Source organism: Aeromonas sp. YN13HZO-058 (assembly GCF_001921245.1).
GTDB classification, from domain to species: domain Bacteria; phylum Pseudomonadota; class Gammaproteobacteria; order Enterobacterales; family Aeromonadaceae; genus Aeromonas; species Aeromonas allosaccharophila.
On the sequence record NZ_MQSY01000043.1, the window covers coordinates 53,557 to 74,665 of the forward strand.

Below are 21,109 nucleotides of genomic sequence, written 5' to 3' on the forward strand. Positions count from 1 at the left end.
CATCGGAGTGCAAGCGTGAAGCAAACCCAACGACATCTGGAGATCCTGGACGTCCTGACGCGGCAGGGATTTGTCTCGACCGACGATCTGGTGACCCACTTTGACGTCAGCCCCCAGACCATTCGCCGGGATCTGAACGATCTCGCCGAACAGAACAAGATCCGGCGCCATCATGGCGGTGCCTCCCTGCATTCGAGTACCGTCAATACCGCCTACAGCGCCCGTAAAGTGATGCAACTCAAGGAGAAAGAGCGCATCGCCCGCGAGGTAGCGGCCAATATCCCCGACGGTTCCTCGCTGTTTATCGACATAGGCACTACCACCGAGGCGATTGCCCGCGCCCTGCTCGATCACCGCGAGCTGCGCATCGTCACCAATAACCTCAACGTGGCCAGCATCCTGACGGCCAAGGATGACTTCACCGTCATCATCGCCGGTGGCGAGATCCGCAACCGCGATGGCGGTATCGTGGGGGAGGCGACCCGCGACTTTATCGGTCAGTTTCGCATGGACTATGGCGTCATCGGGATTTCGGGGATCGATAACGACGGCTCCCTGCTCGATTTCGACTATCACGAGGTGAAGATCGCCCAGGCCATCATCGCCCACTCCCGTCAGGTGTTCCTGGCCGCCGACCACACCAAGTTCGGTCGCAATGCCATGGTCAATCTGGGCAATCTCAACCAGATCCACGCCCTCTTTACCGATCAGGAGCCACCGGAAAAGCTGACGCGATTGATGGCGCAACACCAGATCGCCTGCCACATCTGCTGACGGCTGAAGAGGCCAAGGCTGTGCCGGTCGCCCGTTCGGGCGGCCTCCTTTCTTTTCCTGCCCCCATTTCCGCGTTCATTTCACCCCTTTCTGGGTATTGCCAAAACCACTCTCCAGCCTGGCTTTTTTGGCTATTCACCAGCCAGTTTTAGCCTGATCCCTGTCGCTCACCTGCTGTACCACTTTTGCCCCCTCTGGCGGGCTGTGGCGATCACACTTTCGCCATAAAATGTTCGTTTGTTGTATTTTCATGTTCTAAAATGAGCGAAATCAAACATTGCTGTTATAGCAATCATAAAAATGAAAGTAGGTGAACATGAGCGAACATTATGATCTGGTCGTCGTCGGTGGCGGCATCAACGGGGTCGGCATCGCAGCCGATGCGGCAGGACGGGGTCTGAAGGTTGCCCTGTTTGAGGCGCAAGATCTCGCCTCTGCCACCTCCTCCAACTCCAGCAAGCTGATCCACGGCGGTTTGCGCTATCTCGAACATTACGAATTCCGGCTGGTGAAAGAGGCGTTGGCGGAGCGTGAGGTGCTGCTCGGTATGGCGCCTCACATCGCCCGTCCGATGCGTTTTCGCCTGCCGCACCGTCCGCACCTGCGTCCGGCCTGGATGATCCGCGCCGGTCTGTTCCTGTATGACAATCTGGCCAAGCGCGACAAGCTCAAGGGGAGCTGCGGCGTGCGCTTCTTGCCGCAAGATGGCTTGACTGCGGGGATCAACAAGGGGTTTGAATACTCGGATGCCTGGGTTGACGACGCCCGGCTGGTGGTACTCAACGCCATGATGGCTCGTGACAAGGGTGCCGATGTGCAGACCCGCACCCGCTGCATCAAGGCGGTGCGCGGATCCAAACACTGGACGCTGACGCTGGAGCGAGAAGGCGGCGAGCAGTTCACCGTCACCTGTCGTGGTCTGGTCAATGCGGCGGGCCCCTGGGTCAAGACCTTCTACGACGAGAGCCTGAACGAGAAATCTCCCCGTGGCATTCGCCTTATTAAAGGCAGCCACATGATAGTGCCGCGCATCCATGAGCGCGAAGAGGCCTATATCCTGCAAAACGAGGACAACCGCATCGTCTTCGTCATCCCTTACCAGCAGGACTATTCGCTGATCGGCACCACCGACGTGGAACACCACGGCAGCCCGCGGGAAGCGAAGATCAGCGAGGCCGAGATCACCTACCTGTGCAAGGTGGTCAACGCCCACTTCACTCGCCAGATCGCCCCGAAGGATGTGATCTGGACCTATGCCGGGGTGCGTCCGCTGTGCGATGACGAGTCAGATTCACCGCAGGCGGTGACCCGCGACTACACCCTTGAACTTTCTGGCGAATCGGACGGTGCGCCGCTGCTCTCGGTATTTGGCGGCAAGCTCACCACCTATCGCAAGCTGGCGCAGGCCGCCTGCAACAAGCTCAAGCCCTGGTTCAGCCAGATGGGGGATGACTGGACGGCGACCAGCCGGCTGCCCGGTGGCGAGTTCGACTGCTCGGTGCGCGAGCTGGCCCGCGCCTTTGCGCTGGAGTTTGACTGGCTCGACGATCGCAGCGCCCTGCGCATTGCCGAGGCCTATGGCGCCCATGCCCGTCTCTGGCTGAAAGAGGATCGCGGCATTCACTTCGGTGGCGGCCTCTACGAGTCGGAAGTGCGCTATCTCATCGAGCGGGAGTGGGCCTGTTCACTGGACGATATCCTCTGGCGCCGCAGCAAGCTGGGGCTGCGCCTGAACGAGTCAGAGCAGCAGATGCTGCACATCTGGCTCGACCAATATCATCACGCTCTGCGCAAGGCGAGCTGATGTGTGACGGTGGGCAGTGCGCTGCTGCCCACCGCGTTTTACCGTAAATATGCAACAAACCTCTGATAGAACAATTACCTACACACAATAATAAAGAGCCTCACCTATGAAAAAACTCGCCGTTTCCCTCATCGCCCTGAGCCTTGGGGCATCCCTCTCATTACCCGTGTTTGCTGCCGATGAAGGCAAGGTGGTGATTGCCCACCGTGGCGCCTCCGGCTACCTGCCCGAGCATACCCTGGAGTCCAAGGCGCTGGCCTATGGCATGGGGGCCGATTATCTGGAGCAGGATCTGGTAATGACCAAGGATGACCAGCTGGTGGTGATGCACGATCACTTCCTCGATGGCATCACCGATGTGGCCGAGCGTTTCCCCGGTCGTGCCCGCCCGGACGGCCGTTATTATGTGGTGGATTTCACCCTGGACGAGGTGCGCTCCCTGCGCATGACCGAGCCGTTCCAGCTGGTGGATGGCAAGCAGCTGCCGGTCTATCCGGCCCGCTTCCCGCTGTGGAAGTCGAACTTCAAGATCCACACCTTCCAGGAGGAGATCGAGATGATCCAGGGGCTCAACAAAAGCACCGGCAAAAACATCGGCATCTATCCGGAGATCAAAGCACCCTGGCTGTTCCGCCACGAAGGCAAGGATATCTCCAAGGCGGTGCTGAAGGTGCTCAAGGAGTACGGCTACACCGGGAAGGATGACAAGGTCTATCTGCAGTGCTTCGATGCGGATGAACTCAAGCGCATCAACAGCGAGCTGATGCCTGCCTTAGGGATGGATCTGAAACTGGTGCAGTTGATGGCCGAGACCGACTGGAACGAGACCATGGTCTACGACGCCAAGGGCAAGGCGACCCCCTACAACTACGATTGGATGTTCAAGCCGGGGGCGATGAAAACCATCGCCAGCTATGCCGAAGGAATTGGCCCGTGGAAGCCGATGATCGTCACCGAGCCGGGCACCCTGGGCAAGCCGGTCTTCACCGGCATGGTGAAAGAGGCCCACGCGGCGGGTCTCAAGGTGCATCCTTATACCTTCCGTCAGGATGAGGGGCAGATCCCGGCCTATGCCAAGGACTTCACCGATCTCCTTAACATCTTCCTCTATCAGGCCGATGTGGACGGGGTGTTCAGCGACTTCCCCGACAAGGCGGTAGCCGTGATCAAGGCCCATGAAGGGGCGGCTAAATAGCGAAGTGGTGTCATTTGAGTGTAGCGCGAGGCCAGTTGGCCTCGCTTTTTGTTGGAGGTTCCCGCAACGGGAGTGTGCGCCCTGTCAGAAAATAGCCAGATCACGTCATGGTGTGCCGGATCTGCATCATTTTACGCACTTTTTACGTAGCAGATCGCTGGCATGAAATCGGCGGAGCGGTTAGTCTAGCGGCGTTGAACCAACCCCATGAGGTACAGATGAAAGCCGTATTGCGTTTTAGCCTGCTGGGCGCCTTGTTGTTGGGTGGCCATGCCTTCGCCGCCGAGCCGAAAAAATTTGATATCAGCATGTTCCCAGCCGCTGACGTGAATCAGGAGCGAGTGGTGATCCGCCTGCCAGAAGTCGAGAAAGAATCCGACATGATGGTCGAGCTGCAGGTCGGTAAAAAGATGATGGTTGACTGCAACGTACCGCGTTTTGCCGGCAACCTGGAACAGCACAGCGTCAAAGGCTGGGGCTACAACTACCTGCAACTGGGCAAGGTCTCCGACCCCATCACCACCCTGATGGCTTGCCCGGACGCCCAGCAGAAAGAGACCTTCGTCCAGATCTACGGCCAGGGCTTTTTCGTGAACTACAACTCCAAGCTGCCGTTCGTGATCTACGTGCCACAGGAGTATGAAGTGCGCTACCGCCTGTGGCGTGCCGACAACCTGGCCCAACCGGCCATGATTGAGTAAGCATGTTTGAACCCAGGGTTCAGCTGGTTCATCTGATGTGACAAATAAAGCGCCGTTCGGCGCTTTATTTTTACCTGAATTGCCCGGGAAATGACGTGAAATCGGGCTGTACGTTTACATAAGTTTATTATTTATCAACGATTTTTGTGTGCTCTGCCACAAAATCGGCGCCAGCTATGGGGCAAAGTGACTTCGATAAAAGATATTTATTAATATAGTGAGAAAATTGATTTTGCACTCGGCGATGGCCTGATGATACTTGCCCGCAAAGGTCAAACTAACCAGAAAAAGAGCACTATGAGCTTCGAATCAGACAAGCGTTTCAACGACTTCAAACATTTTCCCCGTGGCCTGCGTCGCAGTGGTGAATTCACTGTGGCCGAAGCGGACAGTCTGGAAAAGTATGGTACCGCCATGCTGGCTCTCTATCAGGGCAATCTGACTCCCCGTGACGATGTCGAGTCCGCCTTCGTCGAGCAGGTCAAGTCCGGCGCGGCCGGTGCCAACCCCCATGCCAAGGTGTGGTTCAAATACCTCAAGGTGATCGGTCCCAAGCGCGTTCATCGCCTCTGCACCGTCGTTGGTGGTGCCAGCGAAGAGAGCAGCGGTGGTGCCAGCTTTGATGTCGGTGGTGGCAGCGGTGGTGGCAGTGACGAGTCCATCGATTAATGGATACCGAGCTGCTTCGGACCTTTATCGAGGTCAGCAAGACCCGGCATTTTGGCCGGGCTGCTGAAAATCTCTACTTGACCCAGTCGGCGGTGAGTTTCCGGATCCGCCAGCTAGAGCAGCAACTGGGTGTCAGTCTGTTTGCCCGTCATCGCAACAATATCCGCCTGACCGCCTCCGGTGAGCGTCTGCTGCCCTACGCAGACGCTATCTTGCACACCCTTGGTCGTGCCAAGCAGGATGTGGCGCTCTCGCCAGGATTCAGCCAGCAGTTGGCCATCGGCGCGCCCGCGGTGTTCTGGGAGCTCGATTTCAACGACTGGCTCAATCACATCTATGCGCTGGCTCCCGGTTTGGCGGTGCGGCTGGAAACCGCCTCCCGCGAGCACCTCTGCCGCCAGTTGCTGGAGCGCTCCCTCGATCTGGCCCTGCTCTCCGAGCCCACCAAGATCGACGAGATCGCCCTGCATCCCATCGGTGAGCTGGTGTTCGAGCTGGTGAGCCGGGATCCGGCCGCCAATGCCGACAACCTGATGCAGATGCCGCACATCCACCTCGATTGGGGCACCAGCTTCGAGCCGCAACCCAGTCGCTTGCAGAGCCTGCAAAAGACTCCGGTGCTGCACTCCAGCTCCGCCAGCATGGCGTTGCAATTCGTGTTGGCCAACGGTGGTGCTGCCTACTTGCCCCGGCGGATGGTCAGCCCCTTCCTCGAGAAAGGGGCGCTCCATCTGGTGGAGGGGGGCCAGCCGCTGAGCCGTCCGCTCTATCTCGCCTATCTGGAGAAATCTGATCGCCGGGAGCTGATCGATCAGCTGCTGACCCTGCCACTGGGTTGGCACGATGCCGAGCTGCGCCTCAACGTCGAATAAGCGTCGAGTGTTATCCAAGGAAGAGCCCACCCCACGGTGGGCTCTTCCGTTTGGGGAAAATTGCAGGGAGCAAGGTCACGTAATTGGCGCGGGAGGCTTGGCGTCATCGGCCGGTAACGGTACCTTTTCAGGCTGTTTATCCGATTGAGCACTGACAGGGATGGATTGTAATTGATCGACTTTAGTCACCCCGAATGGCGGGCGCTGGCGCAGCAGTTGCTGAGCCACTCGCCTGTGGTGATCCGTGGCCGCCAATGGCAACCGCTGGTGGGCCTGCTCAAGGATAACCAGCTGTTGCTCGCCCATGGCAGCCACAGCTATGAACTCACCCCGGCCGGACGGCGCTATCTCACCCGCGAGCTTATGCTGGCCGAGATCGCCACCGCCCCCCCCGAGCCCGAGGAATGGTTGCATGCTCAGGGTTGGCAATTGGGTGAGCAGGTCAACGAGCGGGTGCTGGCGGCGCTCTATCGCAAGTCAGAGGTGAACTTTACCCCCAACGAGCAGATCGATTTTGAGGACAAGGGGATCCGGCTCTGTGCCGATCAGCTGTTGCGCTTGCGCGCCGTCCAGCCGTTCAGCCTCTTTTTCAGCGGTGGCACCCTGCTCGATGCTGCCCCCTGGTTGCAGGCACTGGGGGAGGTGGCCCTGCCCGAGCGCACTCTGGCGGGTCTTGGCAAGATCTTGTGGGGGGAGGGGAATATCGAGCGGGTGATCACCACCGACAGCGTCGGCGCCTTTGCCGAACTGCCCCTTGATACGGGTACCTTGCTGGTGTGGGCCCCCCCATCGTCACCCCTTGCCTTGCAGCAGGTAGTGGCCGCCTTGCCCCCCAATGTGCTGTGGAGCCATCTCACCGCCCTCGACCCTGCTGGGGTGGATCGACTGCAGGCGCTGGCCCAGCGGCTGGGTCGTCCGGCCAGCTGGTGGTTGCCCCGTGATCTGGCCCCCATCCTCAGCGCGTATACCCAACCTTTGACTGAGGCTCGGCCCTGGGAACCGAGCCGGATCCCCAAGTCATTGTTAGCAGTTTGTAGCGGTTTGGTTGAGTCCAATGGTGGCTTGTCGGCCGAGGTGTGCGCGCTGGCGCCAGCGTGGCATGCCGTTGGTTGAAATTGGCCTGAAAGCGAGCCAAAAAGCGGTTTTCCCTCATTGAACGCGGTGATATAAAGAGTTGACGAAGCGCTCGCCAGATGAGCGCTTTTGTTTATCAAGCCGCTTTGCCACCCAACGAACTCAACGGAATACAGGGAATACCATGTTTGAAAAGGTTGTTGCCGCCCCAGCGGATCCGATCCTGGGCCTGACCGAAGCCTTCCGCGCTGACTCTCGCAGCCACAAGATCAATCTGGGCGTAGGGATCTACAAGGACGAGTCCGGTGCCACCCCCATTCTTCACTGCGTCAAGAAAGCCGAGCAGAAGCTGCTGACCGACGAGAAGACCAAGAACTACCTCGGTATTGAAGGCAATATCGAATATGGCCGCATCGTGCAGCAACTGCTGTTCGGGCAACATTCTGCGCTGGTTGCCAGTGGCCGCGCCAAGACCGCGCAAGCGCCGGGCGGTACCGGTGCCCTGCGTATCGCGGCCGAATTCGTGGTGCGCAACGGTCTGGCCAAGACCATCTGGATCTCCGATCCCACCTGGGCCAACCACGTCAGTGTATTCCAGGCCGCTGGCCTGACCGTCAAGTGGTACAAGTACTACGACGCCGCCACCAAGGGGCTCGACTTTGCCGCTATGCAGGCTTCGCTGGCTGAGGTTCAGCCGGGTGAACTGGTGCTGCTGCACGGTTGCTGCCACAACCCGACCGGTATCGACCCCACCAGCGATCAGTGGCGCGCACTGGCCAAGCAGAGCGCAGCCGCGGGCTGGCTGCCGCTGTTTGACTTCGCCTATCAGGGTTTTGCCCGTGGGATCGAAGAGGATGCCGAAGGTCTGCGTATCTTCGCCGAGTGCCATGACGAGCTGCTGGTGGCGAGCTCCTTCTCCAAGAACTTCGGCCTCTACAACGAGCGGGTCGGTGCCTTCACGCTGGTCAGCGCGACCAAAGAGATCGCCGATGTGGCCTTCACCCAGGTCAAGACCGTGATCCGTGCCAACTACTCCAACCCGCCGTCACACGGCGCCGCTGTGGTCACCGCCGTGGTGAGCGATCCGGCTCTCTATGCCGAGTGGGTCGAAGAAGTGGCTGCCATGCGGGTGCGTATTCGCGAGATGCGCGAGCTGCTGGTAGAGAAGTTGGCTGCCCTCGGCGTGAGCCAGGATTTCAGCTTTATCCGCGAGCAGAACGGCATGTTCTCCTTCTCCGGTCTCTCCAAGGATCAGGTTGAACAGCTCAAGAGCGAGTTTGCCATCTACATCGTCGGCTCCGGTCGGATCAGCGTGGCCGGGATCACCCGTGCCAACATCGATCCCCTGTGCGAGGCCATCGCCAAGGTGCTGTAACCGCATCGCCTTGTGCTCTGGCACTATGCGGCACTATGCCATGAAAAAGCCCGTCACCTTGGTGACGGGCTTTTTTGATCGCCAACGGCTGATCGCCAAACAAGGGGAAGGCGACTCAGCGGTGGCGGGCGCCTTGCCACTGTTTGCGCAGTTGCAGCAGCAGCGCGGTCAGGGCGCCGCCGCTCAGGGCGGTCAACACCGCCAGCAGCAGGCTGCCGAGCAGGAAGGGGGGCACCAGGGTTGCCGCCTCCTGCTCCAGCCAGTGGAGGGTCCAGCTGAGGTGGAAGGGCTCCGGCGTCTGGTGCAACACCAGACAGCCGGTGCGATAGGCGTAGAGATACATGAATGGCAGGGTCAGCGGATTGTTGAACCAGACTGCCAGCAGCGCCAGCGGCAGGTTGAGGCTGAATGCCAGCGCCAGCCCGACCGCGATGAGCGAGTGCATCGGGATGGGGAACCAGCAGGCGAAGATCCCGGCCGCTACCGCGCCACTCAGGGCGCGAGTACCCCCTTGCCAGAGGGCCGGAGCAAGCAGCCGTTCACCAAATAGGGCAAACCACTTCTGCTGGCGCAGGGTGTCGGGATCGAGCTTGAAGCGGGCAAACCAGCGACTCAGCATGCGCGGGTCATCTTGCGTTTTTGCCACTGGCGCACCGTGCTGATCCGCCAGAAGGTGCGGATCAGGGTGTAACCGATAAGGGAACTCAGCAGGGCCAGGATCAGCGAGCCCAGCAACAGCGGCGGTGCTACTGTGCCTAGTACCGAGACCAGCCACTCCCAGGTGAACTCAATCTCTATCTGCTGCGCTGAATGTCCCAGCAGCTGGCAACCCACCAGATAGGCGCCATAGAGCAGGGGCGGCATGGTAAAGGGATTGGAGAGCCAGACCAGCGCCACCGAGAGCGGCAGATTGACCCGGCACAGGATGGCGCCACCGGCGGCCAGCAGCATCTGGCAGGGGAGCGGCACCCAAGCCATGAACAGGCCCACCGCAAATGCACCCGCGGCCGAGCGGCGATTGAGGTGCCAGAGGTTGGCATCGAGCAGCAGTTTGCCGAACAGTCGCAAGTGCTTGTGTTCTTTCAGGGTTTGCTGATCGGGCATCCAGCGTTTTATGAGTCGTTTGGGCATATTGAAACCTTGCTAAATACTTGCTCCATGGATCTGCGTCTGTTGTCGTTTGCCCTGGGGGCAAGCTCCTCACTGCTCTGGCCATGGTTACCTTCACTCGCATGGGGGGGCCTGTTGCTGTCCCTGCTGATCCCCCTTGCATATTGCCGTGCCTGGCGGTGGTTGTTTCTCCTGCTCGGCATCCTCTGGATGCAGGCCAATCTTGCTTATCGACTGGCCTGGCTGGAGCGATTGGGCGATCAGACGAGCCACATGATAACCGCACAGCTGCAAAGTGCAGAGCCCGAGGGGGATAAATTTGTCCGGCTGTTGCTGCGGGTGAGCACCCTTGACGAGCAACCGGTGACACCTGAGCCCCTGATCCGGGTCAATGCCTATCAGGCGTTGCCCGCCATGACAGTGGGCAGCAGGATCTCGCTGGTGACCTCGTTGAAACCGGCTCATGGCCTTGCCAACGAGGCGGGGCTGGATGGGCGGCGTCTGCTGCTGGGCAAGGGGATCACCGCCACCGGCAATTTGCGCCGGGTGATCGACATTCATCAGGCTGCACCGGGCTGGCGCGAACGCTGGTTGGACGCAGCGACCGATAGTTGGCGCACTCTTGACCATGATCCCTTACTGGCGGCGCTCACTTTTGGCGAGCAGAGTGGCATCACGGATGCCCAGTGGGAGCGGTTTCGCGGTAGCGGCCTGACCCATATCATCGCTATTTCAGGGCAGCACATCGCGCTGGTGGCGGTGCTCGGGTGGTGGTTGGGCAGGCTGTTTGGCCTGCGCGGCGCCATTATCACCTCCCTGCTGTTTGCCGCCGTCTACAGCGCATTGGCGGGGTTTGCGGTGGCCACCGAGCGGGCCCTGATCATGGTGCTGGTGTGGAGTGTGCTGCGCTGGAGCCGACGGGAGTGGCCTGCCTGGCGTATCTGGCTGTGGGCCTTTGTGGTATTGACCCTCAGGGATCCCTTTGCCCTCTATTCGGCCGGTTTCTGGCTCTCGTTTCTGGCGGTGGCCATCCTGCTGCTGGTGGGATACCTCCACGACAAGCCGGGGCTGTGGCAGATCCAGCTCTGGCTGCTGCTCGGTCTGCTGCCGCTGCAGCTGGCGTTGTTCGAGGGGATAGCGCCGCTGGCCATGGTGATCAACCTGCTGGCGGTGCCGCTCTTTTGTATCGCCATTATTCCGCTGGCGCTGATCGGTGTGCTGCTGGCGCGGCTCTCCACCTCGCTCGCCTATGGTCTGTTCTGGCTGGCGGATCTGGTGCTCGGTTGGGTGCTTACGATCCTGAATTGGCTTTCCGAACAACTGCAACTGTGGTGGCCACTGCCCGGCTGGTGGCTGCCGCTCTGCACCCTGCTGTTGCTGCTCTGGTTCGCCTCGCAGTGGCGCCCGGCACGCTGGCTCTGGCTACCGGGGGGTTGTGCGCTGTTGCTGGCGCTCTGGCCTTCCCCGGTTCGCTGGCAACTGAGGGTGATGGATGTGGGGCAGGGATTGGCGGTGCTGATTAGCAAGGGGGATCGCGCCATCCTCTATGACACTGGCGATCGCTATCCCGGCGGCTACAACATGGCGGATGTGGTGATCCTGCCCCAGTTGAGCCATCTGGGGATCCGGGTCATCGATCGCCTCATTATCAGCCACAAGGATCGGGACCATGCCGGCAATCGCAAGCGACTGCTCAGCGCCATGCCGGTGCGTCACGAGCTCTCCTCCTACCCCTTCAGCGAGGGAACCACCCTTTGCCAGCGTGGGCAACAGTGGAATTGGCAAGGGCTCGCGTTTACGGTGCTCTGGCCCGAACACCCCGGCGGCGGGCACAATAACGATGGTTGCGTGGTGCGCATCAGCGATGGGAAGCGCAGCGTGTTGCTCAGTGCCGATATCGAGCGGCAGGCCGAGCAGCGACTGGTGGCGCTGGAGGGAGATGGGTTGGCCAGCACCTTGCTGGTGAGCCCCCATCATGGTAGTCGCACCTCCTCAACTCCCCCGTTTGTCGCGGCGGTAGCGGCGCAGGAGGTGATCCACAGCGCCGGCTTTATGAATCAATGGGGCTTTCCCCGTCCCGATGTGGTGGCCCGCTATCGGGATGCCCGCCAGTGGATCACCGGTCAGCAAGGGGCGATTCTGGTCGAACCCACCGCAGCGGGCTTGAGTGTCACTGCCGAGCGTGATCAGGGGCCCTGGTATCGGCGCGGTGGCGAGTGGTGGCGACCACGAGCGTGGTTTGAGCAATAATCCGTCATTTCCGCCGCGGATGGATTCTATATCGGTGGCGACGCTTGGTGTAATCCTGCGCTTTGGCTAGAATAGCCCGTCATTTCCATTACTAACGGCTATTCATGCAACAAGAAACCTCACAAGAGAGCTGGCCTGTATTCCGACGCCTGCTCGGTTATGTCCGTGATCGCAAGCTGGGCCTGGTCGGTGGCATCATCGGGATGCTGGGCTACGCCGCCGTGGATACCACCTTTGTCTACTCCATCAAGCCGCTGATCGATCAGGGCATTAATGGCAACGACAGCACCGTCTTGAAATGGATGCCCTTCTTCGTCCTCGGCATCGTGGCCCTGCGCGGTGTTGCCAACTTTCTCTCCAACTACTGCATGGCCTGGGTCGGCAACCACGTAGTGATGCGTCTGCAACAGCAGGTGTTCAATCACATGGTGGCGATGCCGATGAGCTTCTTCGACCGTCAGAACACCGGTCATCTGCTCTCCAAGGTGACCTATGACGCCAGTCAGGTCTCCTCGGCGGCGAGCACCACGCTCGTGACCCTGGTGCGGGAAGGGGCGACCGTGGTCGGCCTGCTCGGCCTGATGTTCTGGCACTCCTGGCAACTGTCGGTGATCTTCCTGGTGGTTGGCCCGCTGGTGGGGATTATCATCGGCCTTATCAGCCGCCGTTTCCGCCAGATCAGCCGTCACATCCAGCAGGCGGTAGGGGATATCACCACTTCCACCGAGCAGATGCTCAAAGGGCACAAAGAGGTGCTGATGTTTGGTGGCCAGAAGGTTGAAGAGAAGCGCTTCTTCCAGGTCAGCAACAACATGCGTCAGCAGACCATGAAGATGGTCGCCGCCGATGCCATCGGCAGTCCGGTGGTGCAGATGGTTGCCTCCATCGCGCTGGCTGCCTTCCTCTACGTCGCGACCATTGACAGCGTCAAATCAACACTGACTGCCGGTACGTTTACCGTCATGATCACCTCCATGATGATGCTGCTCAAGCCGCTGAAAAGCCTGACCGACGTCAACAACCAGTTCCAGCGCGCCATCACCGCCTGCCACAGCCTCTTCGGCCTGCTCGACAGCGAGCCGGAACAGGATACCGGCACGCTCACTCTGGAGCGTGCCCGCGGCGAGATCGAGTTTCGCAACGTCACCTTCACCTATCCGACCAAGGATACCCCGGCGCTGCACAACGTCAGCTTCAAGGTGGAGGCGGGTAAATCGGTGGCGCTGGTGGGCCGTTCCGGCTCCGGCAAGAGCACCATCGCCAGCCTGCTGACTCGCTTTTATGACATCGATCAGGGCGAGATCCTGCTGGATGGCGTGAATATCCGCGAATACAAGTTGAGCGAGCTGCGCAAGCAGTACGCGCTGGTCTCCCAGCATGTCCACCTGTTCAACGACTCGGTGGCCAACAACATCGCCTACGCGGCAGAAGACAAGTACAGCCGCGACCAGATTGTGCAGGCCGCTCGCATCGCCCATGCCGACGAGTTCGTCAGCAAGATGCCGCTGGGGTACGACACCGTGGTTGGTGAGAATGGCGCGTCCCTCTCCGGCGGTCAGCGCCAGCGAGTCGCTATCGCCCGCGCCCTGCTGCGCGATGCGCCGGTTCTGCTGCTGGATGAGGCCACCTCGGCCCTCGATACCGAGTCCGAGCGCCACATTCAGGCGGCCATCGACGAGCTTTGCAAGGCCCGTACCTCGCTGGTGATCGCCCACCGCCTCTCCACTATCGAGAAGGCGGACGAGATCCTGGTGATCGACGAAGGCCATATCGTCGAGCGCGGTAACCACGAAGCATTGATGGAGCAGCGTGGCACTTATGCCCAGCTGCGTGCCATTCAGTTTGGTAACGCGGGAAACAAGGCCTGATGCTGGAACGGCTCTGGTATGCAAAGAGTGGCTGGCGCTGGTTGCTGGCCCCCTTTGCCCTGCTGTTTGCCATCATCAGCGGCACCCGCCGCTACGCCTATCGCCACGGCTGGCGCAAGGGGTATCGCGCCTCCTTGCCGGTGATCGTGGTGGGCAATATTTCGGTGGGCGGCAACGGCAAGACGCCGGTGGTGGTCTGGCTGGTGGAGCAGTTGCAAGCTCGTGGCTATCGTCCCGGGGTGGTGAGCCGTGGTTATGGTGGCAAGGCGCCCCATTACCCGTATCGGCTCGATGCCGCCAGCACCACGGCGCAGGCGGGGGATGAGCCGGTATTGATTGCCCGGCGCTGCGGCTGTCCGGTAGTGGTCGCCCCGAAACGGGCCGATGCGGTACGACTGCTGGAGCAAAGCGGTGAGGTGGATATCATCATCACCGACGATGGCCTGCAGCACTATGCGCTGGCCCGCGACATCGAACTGGTGGTGGTGGATGGTGCCCGCCGTTTCGGCAACGCCTGCCTGCTGCCGATGGGGCCGCTGCGCGAGCCGGTCACTCGTCTCAAGCGGGTGGATGCCATCATCTGCAACGGCGGCGAGCCGGGCAAGGGGGAGTACCCCATGCAACTGGTTGCCGACACCCCGCGTCGGGTGTGCGACGATGCACCGCTGGCCGCCCCCTTGTCGGGTCCGGTTGATGCGCTGGCGGGGATCGGTCATCCGCCCCGCTTCTTTGCCACCCTTGAGGGGCTCGGCTACCAGCTGGATCAGCAGGCAGCCTACGGCGATCATCACCCCTTCGATCGGGATGAGCTGGTGGGCCGCTTTGCCTGCAAGCCGCTGCTGATGACCGAGAAGGATGCGGTCAAGTGCAGTTCGTTTGCCCTAGAAAACTGGTGGTATCTGCCGGTGAGCGCAGAGTTGCCCGCCTCCTTGCTCGATACCCTGCTGCACAAGCTGAGCACGAGTGGAAAGGCGCAAGGCGTAACCAAGACACAAGATTAGTCTCTCTCGCCTGAGCGGGGGAGAAGTGGACCAATAGCGGTCCCGTATGGAATATCTGGTTGCTCGACATCCATCGCTGGCGTGATGAAGCCGCCAGCGCGACATCGTTGAAGGAGTATCGTTTTGGCTTTGGACATCAAGTTGCTCGACATTATCGCCTGCCCGGTCTGCAAGGGTAAGCTGCATTACAACAAAGCAGTTCATGAGTTGGTCTGTCGCTTCGACAAGCTGGCCTATCCGCTGGAAGAGGGGATCCCGGTGCTGCTGGAGAACCGTGCCCGTCCGCTCAACAGCGATGAGCTGCCGTCATGAGTTTCGTCGTCGTTATTCCTGCCCGCTATGCGTCAACCCGTCTGCCGGGCAAGCCGCTGGCGGATATCCATGGCAAGCCCATGGTGCAACACGTGGTGGAGAAGGCCCTGCAGTCGGGTGCCGATCGGGTGATTGTCGCCACTGACGATGCCCGGGTGCAGCAGGCGCTGCAGAGCACCGGCGTCGAGGTGTGCATGACCTCACCGGATCACCAGTCCGGCACCGAGCGTCTGGCCGAGGTGTGCCGTCACTACGGCTTTGCCGCCGATACCATCATCGTCAACGTGCAGGGGGATGAGCCACTCATTCCGCCCACCATCATTCGTCAGGTAGCGGACAATCTGGCCGCCGCCACGGCGCCGATGGCGACCCTGTCGGTGCCGATTAAGGATGCCGAAGAGGCGTTCAATCCCAATGCAGTGAAAGTGGTGACTGACAAGGATGGCTACGCCCTCTACTTCAGCCGCGCCAGCATTCCCTGGGATCGGGATCGCTTTGCCAACAGTCACGAGCAGATTGGTGACCACTACCAGCGCCATATCGGCATCTACGCCTATCGCGCCGGCTTTATCCAGCGTTACGTAGACTGGGCACCGAGCGTGCTGGAGCAGGTCGAGGCGCTGGAGCAACTGCGGGTGCTCTGGTACGGGGAGAAGATCCATGTCGCCCAGGCCCTTGAAGCGCCGCCGGTCGGGGTGGATACCCAGGCAGATCTGGAGAAGGTACGCGCATTTTTGGCCAAGTGATGGCCACTGCACGAAAGTCATGAAAAACGGTGTCGCAAGGCACCGTTTTTTGTTTTGAAAATTTATATAATTATTTGATTTTAAACGCTAAACATGGGTTTTCTCAAACTTTTGGCGCGCATGGTTTGCCAAAGCGACGAGTTTGGTTATGATGCAAGACGCCCTGTTAACCCTAACCGGGCGGCAAAAAACGAGATAAAAACGGGGTGTTTGGGTGATAAATGTATTCCTGGTCGATGATCATGAGCTGGTGCGTACAGGGATAAGACGCATTCTTGAAGATGTACGCGGGATCAAGGTGGTGGGCGAGGCACAGAGCGGCGAGACCGCAGTTACGTTCTGTCGCCAACACCATCCGGACGTGATCCTGATGGACATGAACATGCCGGGTATTGGTGGTCTGGAAGCGACCCGCAAAATTCTGCGGATCCGCCCCGATGTGCGCATCATAGTGCTGACCATTCATTCAGAAAATCCGTTCCCTACCAAGGTGATGCAGGCGGGCGCCGCTGGTTACCTGACCAAGGGAGCTGCCCCTGACGAGATGATCCAGGCGATCCGGCTGGTGCACTCCGGTCAGCGCTACATCTCCCCGGAGATTGCCCAGCAGATGGCCCTCAGCCAGTTTGCCTCCGCTGACGAGAACCCCTTCAAGTCCCTCTCCGAGCGCGAGCTGCAGATCATGATGATGATCACCAAGGGGCAGAAGGTGACCGATATCTCCGAGCAGCTCAACCTGAGCCCGAAGACGGTTAACAGCTACCGCTATCGTCTGTTCAGCAAGCTGGGGATCAACGGTGACGTGGAACTGACCCATCTGGCCATTCGCTATGGCATGCTGGATGCCGATACCCTGTAATCGGGTGGCGTGTGGTCATAAAGGCGGCGAGTGCCGCCTTTTTGCTTTTTGCCGGCCTGGCGCAGTATGCTCTGTGCCGTCTTCTGCTTTCATCCGTTGAGCCGAGTTGCCGATGAGCCTCTCTTTCGATCTTCCGTTTGCCGCGATCCCCCAGATCCAGCACCTCGATCCCCGTTGCCGGAGCCAGCATGACCTCGTCTGAACCTCTCTTCGACAGCAAGGCGTTTCTGAGCGCCGTCACCCATCAGAGCGGTGTCTACCGCATGTATGACAGTGGTGGCACCGTGATCTATGTCGGCAAGGCCAAGGATCTGAAAAAGCGGCTCGCCTCCTACTTTCGCACCAACGTCGATAGCATCAAGACCCGCACCCTGGTGCGCCAGATCGCCGATATCCAGGTCACTGTCACCCACACCGAGACCGAGGCGCTGATCCTCGAGCACAACCTGATCAAGCAGTATCAGCCCCGCTACAACGTGCTGCTGCGGGACGACAAATCCTACCCCTGGATCATCATCACCGCGCACCAGCATCCGCGCATCGGCGTCCATCGCGGTGCCCGCAAGATCAAGGGAGAGTACTTCGGCCCGTATCCCTCTGGCGGTGCGGTGCGCGAGAGTCTGCACCTGATGCAGAAGATCTTCCCGGTGCGCCAGTGCGAGGATGCGGTCTATGCCAACCGCACCCGTCCCTGTCTGCTCTATCAGCTCAAGCGCTGCGCCGGCCCTTGCGTAGCCGGGCTGGTGAGCGAGGCCGAATATGCCCAGCAGGTGGAACTGGCCAAGCTGTTTCTGGCGGGCAAGAACCAGCAGGTGATTGGTGAGCTGGTGGGCAAGATGGAGTCCGCCAGCGGCGATCTGCGCTTTGAAGAGGCGGCCCGCTATCGGGATCAGATCCTGGCGCTGCGCCGGGTCACTGAACAGCAGTCGGTGAGCGGCAACGTGCTGGACGAGCTCGACGTGGTGGGGGTCGCCTTCGAGCAAGGCGCAGCCTGTATCCACGTGCTCTTTATCCGTCAGGGCAAGGTGCTCGGCTCGCGCAGCTACTTCCCGAAAGTACCGGCCGACACCCAGCTTGACGAGGTGGTGCAATCCTTCTTGCTGCAGTTCTATCTGTCGGGGCAGGGTGGGCGACAGATCCCGAGCGAGGTGCTGCTCGATGTGGCCCTCGAGGACGAGAGCGTTATCGCCGAGACCCTGAGCCAGACCGCTGGCTACAAGGTGCGGGTGGTGAGCCGTACCCGCGCCGAACGGGCCCGCTTTATCAAGCTCGCCTCCATCAATGCCGAGACGGCGCTGCGATCGCGGCTTGCTCACAAGAGCACCATGACCGCTCGTTACGATCAGCTCGAAGAGCTGCTGGAGCTGGAGCGCCCCATCGCCCGCATGGAGTGTTTCGATATCTCCCACACCATGGGGGAGCGCACGGTGGCCTCTTGCGTGGTGTTCAACCGGGAGGGGCCGCTCTCATCGGAATATCGTCGTTTCAACATCGACGGCATCACCGGTGGTGATGACTACGCGGCGATGGAGCAGGCGCTGGAGCGCCGCTTTGGCAAACAGCAGGAGCCGGACAAGGTGCCGGACGTGCTGTTTATCGATGGCGGCCTCGGCCAGCTGCGTCGCGCCGAAGAGATCCTGGCCCGTCAGCTGGAGTTCCTCGGCGGCAAATACCCGCTGCTGGTGGGGATTGCCAAGGGGGTGACCCGCAAGGCGGGGTTGGAAACTCTCATCATGGGGGAGAGCCACGAAGAGCTGCATTTGCCAGCAGATATGCCCGCTTTGCACCTTATTCAGCATATTCGCGACGAATCTCACCGTTTTGCCATTACCGGTCACCGGGCGCGGCGTGCCAAGGCCCGTACCAGCAGCAGTCTGGAGGATATTCCGGGGGTGGGGCCGAAGCGGCGTCAGGCACTGCTCAAGTATCTGGGCGGCCTGCAGGAGGTGAAAAAGGCGAGCGTGGATGAACTGGCCAAGGTGCCCGGCATCAGCCAGGAGCTGGCCCAGACCATCCATGATGGATTGCACAGTGCCTGAGCAGGTTTTCAGCGGTGGCGGCAGCCATGCAAAATCGCTAACCCCTTGATGCACAAGAGCCGTGACGCGGGGGGGCCGTAAATGCCATAATGGCCCCGCATCTTGAGAAGATTGATGGATTAAAAAGACCAAGACGGGCGCCAGTGCGGTTGCATCGCAGATCGGCTTTGGCGCACTATGTTGCGACGTACAAGAAGTGGCTGAAAATAATGACAAACATACCTAACCTGTTGACGTTTTTCCGGATTTTGCTCATTCCCGTCTTCGTCATCCTGTTTTATCTGCCTTATCAATGGTCCTATCTGGCTGCGGCCATCATCTTTATCCTGGCCGCCGCCACCGACTGGTTTGATGGCTATCTGGCTCGCAAGCTCAATCAGTCCACCGCTTTTGGCGCATTTCTCGACCCGGTTGCCGACAAGATCATGGTCGCCGCTGCACTGGTGGTGATCGTCGAACACTACAACACTATCTGGGTCACCCTCCCTGCCATGACCATGATTGGCCGCGAGATCATCATCTCCGCCCTGCGTGAATGGATGGCGGAGCTTGGCAAACGCTCCTCGGTGGCGGTCAGCTGGATTGGCAAGTGGAAGACCATGATCCAGATGGTGTCGCTCACCGGTCTTATCTGGCAATACAACGTCTGGATGGTGTGGCTGGCCTATGTGCTGCTCTATGTCGCCACCGTGCTCACCTTCTGGTCGATGTTCCAGTACATGAAGGCTGCCTGGGGCGATCTGACTCACCACGCCAACCTGTGAGTCACCCGCGCCGCAAGGTGATGTTTCTGGTGATTTGAGGCCGGAAACGGCCAAAGGCGTTAAAATTGTTCAAAAAGGGCAAAAAATGCCCGAACGATCAGCTAATTAAATATTTCTGGTTGACTGGGCGAGGAACATCGCTAGAATGCGTCCTCGTAGTCAGGCAGTCAGCCAGACCAATGCGGGAATAGCTCAGTTGGTAGAGCACGACCTTGCCAAGGTCGGGGTCGCGAGTTCGAGTCTCGTTTCCCGCTCCAAATTCAGACAATAGAGAGCCAACTCTCTTTTGCATGGCGCGTTAGCAAAGCGGTTATGCAGCGGATTGCAAATCCGTTTAGTCCGGTTCGACTCCGGAACGTGCCTCCATATTGACAAGCCCGCCACGCGAGCTTGATACCGATTGCGGTGCCCGAGTGGTGAAATCGGTAGACACAAGGGATTTAAAATCCCTCGACGTTCGCGTCGTGCCGGTTCGATTCCGGCCTCGGGCACCATTAAAATCAATGACTTACAAAAGGCCGCTATAAATAGCGGTCTTTTTATTTTGCCAAAGTGGCGACAGCACATTGAAGGCTTATTGAGCTGGCCTCTCCTAGAGATTGCAAAATTCGCCGGCTAATGCAGTATTGGTTCGAGTCTGACCTCGGCACTATTTAGAATTTAATGACTTAAGGCCACCCAAGCGGGTGGCCTTAAGTTTTTTTGGCTTTCCAACATGGCGATGTGTCCACATCGTGTCCACAAACGCCCATCTGAACGATCTATTCTTCCGGCCAATCCTCTCTGTTTAGCTGGAACCCACTTCTCATTTCTTCCATAAAGTAGTTTTCAATGAGTCTTGAAGTAGAGCGCAAGAGGTCCAATATCTAGTATTGCCGTTCCTACCCACGGCAAACGATGAGTTAGGCGTCCCTCATATCAAGGAAAGTTGATATGTCGCGACGCAGAAAAGAAAGAACTAAAGACAAACAACCCACGAACCGTAAAGGCAAACATGAAGCAGAGCCTGCCAATGACGGACTCACTAAGAGCTTTTTGAAAGGCGCAGCTTTTCAATGTGGTCGTGAGCTCCTACGTCTGGTATGGAATTGTATCTTTGGTGCCTGAAGGTCAGAGATGTTGCTGTGACTCCCTGGCAGGATTCACGGTCGAGGAGGTTTTTAGCGCCTAGAAAAACTGATTGTTCGATTTCAACTGACTTCAAGAAGACAGCACAGTTTTCTTAAAAGGGAGGTTCATATGAGCCATTTTAATAATTTCGAGTTCAATTACCACTAACTCACGTTTACTAAGGGGGAACCGCCGATTCCTCCGGTGGGATCTTCATACTGAAGCAGCAGTGTGTTGTTTCTTGGGTAGATAATTGCTGACAGGAACGAAGGTGACAACTAAGTGAAACCGGTAGTTATTGAACGTGATAGCTGTAGAGCTCCATTTAACGCAGCCCTCATTGCAGAGGCCGTTAATAGGGCGGCAAAACTGGTGGGTCTCGATATAGGTCCCATGGTTTTTTCTATAGCGAGCCTGTAAATCCAATTGTGTAACCGCCCACGAATAAGTAACTTTTTCAAAAGGATACCTTCGTGGGTAAGCAAATGGACCAAAACACACTCAAAGGGAAGGTGCGAACAAGTGGATCGCACCTTCACCACGAACTCTTTGTCCGCATTTGAAATGCCCATCACTCCAAAAAACT

At 59.1% G+C, this 21,109-nt stretch carries 18 protein-coding genes and 3 tRNA genes; 19 read left to right on the forward strand and 2 right to left on the reverse strand.

The genetic code is table 11. The features are described 5' to 3' along the window. Window positions 1–15: 15 nt before the first annotated feature. The 8 genes from BSP75_RS10470 to BSP75_RS10505 all read left to right on the forward strand — a co-directional run bounded on the left by BSP75_RS10470 (window position 16) and on the right by BSP75_RS10505 (window position 8,464). On the forward strand, window positions 16–774 hold the full coding sequence (locus tag BSP75_RS10470) for a DeoR/GlpR family transcriptional regulator (RefSeq protein WP_042012039.1): 759 nt from the start codon (window positions 16–18) through the stop codon (window positions 772–774). 316 nt (window positions 775–1,090) lie between these two features. Beyond that, window positions 1,091–2,578 carry a glycerol-3-phosphate dehydrogenase gene (glpD, locus tag BSP75_RS10475; RefSeq protein WP_058054012.1) on the forward strand — a complete coding sequence of 496 codons (1,488 nt, stop codon included), beginning with the start codon at window positions 1,091–1,093 and terminating at the stop codon, window positions 2,576–2,578. A gap of 106 nt (window positions 2,579–2,684) precedes the next feature. Then, window positions 2,685–3,773, forward strand: coding sequence for a glycerophosphodiester phosphodiesterase (gene glpQ, locus BSP75_RS10480; RefSeq protein WP_075113127.1), 1,089 nt, complete (start codon window positions 2,685–2,687; stop codon window positions 3,771–3,773). Between the two features lie 218 nt (window positions 3,774–3,991). Beyond that, window positions 3,992–4,474 (forward strand): serine protease inhibitor ecotin, encoded by a 483-nt coding sequence (gene eco / locus BSP75_RS10485; RefSeq protein ID WP_042656084.1) that lies wholly within the window; start codon window positions 3,992–3,994, stop codon window positions 4,472–4,474. A gap of 297 nt (window positions 4,475–4,771) precedes the next feature. Next, window positions 4,772–5,143 carry a DUF413 domain-containing protein gene (locus tag BSP75_RS10490; protein ID WP_042656085.1) on the forward strand — a complete coding sequence of 124 codons (372 nt, stop codon included), beginning with the start codon at window positions 4,772–4,774 and terminating at the stop codon, window positions 5,141–5,143. Further along, entirely contained in the window at window positions 5,143–6,015 is an 873-nt protein-coding gene (gene hdfR, locus BSP75_RS10495) for an HTH-type transcriptional regulator HdfR (RefSeq protein WP_005337525.1), read from the forward strand. The genes BSP75_RS10490 and hdfR overlap by 1 nt, the downstream gene beginning before the upstream one ends. 171 nt (window positions 6,016–6,186) lie before the next feature. Next, complete coding sequence (locus tag BSP75_RS10500) at window positions 6,187–7,128, forward strand: hypothetical protein (protein WP_075113128.1); 942 nt, start codon at window positions 6,187–6,189, stop codon at window positions 7,126–7,128. Between the two features lie 145 nt (window positions 7,129–7,273). Then, complete coding sequence (locus tag BSP75_RS10505) at window positions 7,274–8,464, forward strand: amino acid aminotransferase (protein ID WP_075113129.1); 1,191 nt, start codon at window positions 7,274–7,276, stop codon at window positions 8,462–8,464. A gap of 115 nt (window positions 8,465–8,579) precedes the next feature. Here the strand turns inward: BSP75_RS10505 and BSP75_RS10510 are convergent, their stop codons facing one another. Beyond that, window positions 8,580–9,083: a DUF2062 domain-containing protein gene (locus BSP75_RS10510; RefSeq protein ID WP_058054008.1), complete on the reverse strand. Its 504-nt coding sequence runs from the start codon at window positions 9,081–9,083 to the stop codon at window positions 8,580–8,582. Continuing rightward, complete coding sequence (locus tag BSP75_RS10515; protein ID WP_075113130.1) at window positions 9,077–9,595, reverse strand: DUF2062 domain-containing protein; 519 nt, start codon at window positions 9,593–9,595, stop codon at window positions 9,077–9,079. The genes BSP75_RS10510 and BSP75_RS10515 overlap by 7 nt, the downstream gene beginning before the upstream one ends. Window positions 9,596–9,622: 27 nt before the next feature. Between BSP75_RS10515 and BSP75_RS10520 the strand changes: the two genes are divergently transcribed. The 11 genes from BSP75_RS10520 to BSP75_RS10570 all read left to right on the forward strand — a co-directional run bounded on the left by BSP75_RS10520 (window position 9,623) and on the right by BSP75_RS10570 (window position 19,907). Beyond that, window positions 9,623–11,824: a DNA internalization-related competence protein ComEC/Rec2 gene (locus tag BSP75_RS10520; protein WP_075113131.1), complete on the forward strand. Its 2,202-nt coding sequence runs from the start codon at window positions 9,623–9,625 to the stop codon at window positions 11,822–11,824. Between the two features lie 104 nt (window positions 11,825–11,928). Continuing rightward, window positions 11,929–13,692: a lipid A ABC transporter ATP-binding protein/permease MsbA gene (gene msbA / locus BSP75_RS10525; protein WP_075113132.1), complete on the forward strand. Its 1,764-nt coding sequence runs from the start codon at window positions 11,929–11,931 to the stop codon at window positions 13,690–13,692. Further along, window positions 13,692–14,693 (forward strand): tetraacyldisaccharide 4'-kinase, encoded by a 1,002-nt coding sequence (lpxK, locus tag BSP75_RS10530; protein ID WP_075113133.1) that lies wholly within the window; start codon window positions 13,692–13,694, stop codon window positions 14,691–14,693. Before msbA ends, lpxK begins: the two co-directional genes overlap by 1 nt. A gap of 123 nt (window positions 14,694–14,816) precedes the next feature. After that, window positions 14,817–15,005 (forward strand): Trm112 family protein, encoded by a 189-nt coding sequence (locus BSP75_RS10535; protein WP_005347033.1) that lies wholly within the window; start codon window positions 14,817–14,819, stop codon window positions 15,003–15,005. Then, the gene (gene kdsB, locus BSP75_RS10540) at window positions 15,002–15,751 is read left to right on the forward strand and encodes a 3-deoxy-manno-octulosonate cytidylyltransferase (protein WP_075113134.1); all 750 of its coding nucleotides are present in this window, start codon (window positions 15,002–15,004) and stop codon (window positions 15,749–15,751) included. The genes BSP75_RS10535 and kdsB overlap by 4 nt, the downstream gene beginning before the upstream one ends. 214 nt (window positions 15,752–15,965) lie before the next feature. Next, entirely contained in the window at window positions 15,966–16,610 is a 645-nt protein-coding gene (gene uvrY, locus BSP75_RS10545) for a UvrY/SirA/GacA family response regulator transcription factor (protein WP_005337448.1), read from the forward strand. A gap of 188 nt (window positions 16,611–16,798) precedes the next feature. Continuing rightward, a complete protein-coding gene (gene uvrC, locus BSP75_RS10550) occupies window positions 16,799–18,649 on the forward strand; it encodes an excinuclease ABC subunit UvrC (RefSeq protein WP_075113135.1) in 1,851 nt (616 codons plus the stop codon). 209 nt (window positions 18,650–18,858) lie between these two features. Then, on the forward strand, window positions 18,859–19,413 hold the full coding sequence (gene pgsA, locus BSP75_RS10555; RefSeq protein WP_075113136.1) for a CDP-diacylglycerol--glycerol-3-phosphate 3-phosphatidyltransferase: 555 nt from the start codon (window positions 18,859–18,861) through the stop codon (window positions 19,411–19,413). Between the two features lie 181 nt (window positions 19,414–19,594). After that, window positions 19,595–19,670, forward strand: a tRNA-Gly gene (locus tag BSP75_RS10560). A 35-nt stretch (window positions 19,671–19,705) separates the two neighbouring features. Further along, window positions 19,706–19,779 (forward strand) — tRNA-Cys (locus BSP75_RS10565). Between the two features lie 41 nt (window positions 19,780–19,820). Beyond that, window positions 19,821–19,907 (forward strand) — tRNA-Leu (locus BSP75_RS10570). The last annotated feature ends 1,202 nt before the right edge of the window (window positions 19,908–21,109 follow it).